Origin of the sequence: Gemella haemolysans (assembly GCF_001553035.1) — a bacterium.
Lineage (GTDB): Bacteria > Bacillota > Bacilli > Staphylococcales > Gemellaceae > Gemella > Gemella haemolysans_B.
Map to the genome: position 1 here is coordinate 1 of NZ_KQ959971.1, position 1,306 is coordinate 1,306.

The following is a 1,306-nucleotide window of genomic DNA, read 5'->3' on the forward strand; positions in this document are numbered from 1 at the left end:
AAAACAGAGGAAATTGAAATAAATGGTTGTAAACATCTAGTTTATTACGGTGTATTAGAAGCTTCATCTAACTCTTGTCCTTATTGTAAAGATTGTAAGATAACTAATAACGGTTATAGAAAAGTAAAGATTAAAATGCCCGCTATTTCTGATAAACCAGTTATCTTGTATTTAAATAAACATCGCTTTATATATAAAGGTTTTCGTAAATCCTTTACAACTGAAACTACCGAAGTTAAAAAGTATTCTAATACTTCTAAAAATCTACGAGCTGGCATTATTAAAGGGTTATCTAAAGAAAATACTTCAAAAAAAAAATAGCCGAATCTTCTTCTGTATCTACTAACACTGTATTAAGAATACAATGTGATCTATCTAAAACTCAAGAAAGACCGAAAACTTTACCTTATTATATATGCTTTGATGAGGTTTCCTCTACTTCTGATAGTGTAAGTAAAATGAGCTTTGTCTATGCAGATACATTAACTCATACGATACAAAATAAACTACAAGGAAGAGATAATAAGATTATAAAAGACCACTTCCTATGCTATTCTTATCAAGAACGTTGTAAGGTTAAGACTGTAGTTATTGATATGAATTCAGCTTATAAAAATATCATAGAGAGCTATTTCCAAATGCGAAGATAGTTATTGATAGATTCCATATTATTCAACTAGTTAATAGAGCTTTTAATAAATATAGAGTATAATTTATGAATAGTATTAAAGATAAAAATAAAGAGTTGTATAGACAATTGAAATATTACTGGAAAAAACTTCTTACTAGCTATGATGAATTAGATAATAGTACCCACAAGAAGTTTAAATACTTTAAGTACATCACTACCGAACAAGATATCGTCAACTACCTAATTAAACAAGATTCTCAGCTTTATAAGTGTTATTGGCTTATTCAAGAACTTAGGGAAGCTCTTGAGAAAGATGATTTTGATAGGTTTAAAGCTTTAATTAACGATAAATCTACTTTACCTAGATATATGTTTACAGCTATTAAAATACTTAGAAAGTATAAAAGACATATTAAAAATACTATGTACTACAATGGGCTATCTAATGGGCCTTTAGAGGGAATTAACAATAAAATAAGAGTTATCAAACGTATTTCTTATGGTTACAGATTTTTTATTATCTTTAAAGCTAAAATACTCCTTTATTCAGCCTATTTACACTTTCGTTTACTAATAAGAAACCTAGATATTATATAAAAGAGCGTTAAGCTATTCTCACTAAAAAGAAAGAAATAAGATTAAAATGAGAATGATAAAATAAGAATGTACAGTTTT

At 27.2% G+C, this 1,306-nt stretch carries 1 protein-coding gene and 1 pseudogene; both read left to right on the forward strand.

The features are described 5' to 3' along the window. The coding region (locus HMPREF3186_RS09185) for a transposase family protein (RefSeq protein WP_197415027.1) at positions 1 to 321 on the forward strand (321 nt) is incomplete at its 5' end. Positions 322 to 458: 137 nt separating this feature from the next. Then, positions 459 to 1,228, forward strand: a pseudogene (locus HMPREF3186_RS06305) (ISL3 family transposase). Positions 1,229 to 1,306: the final 78 nt, after the last annotated feature.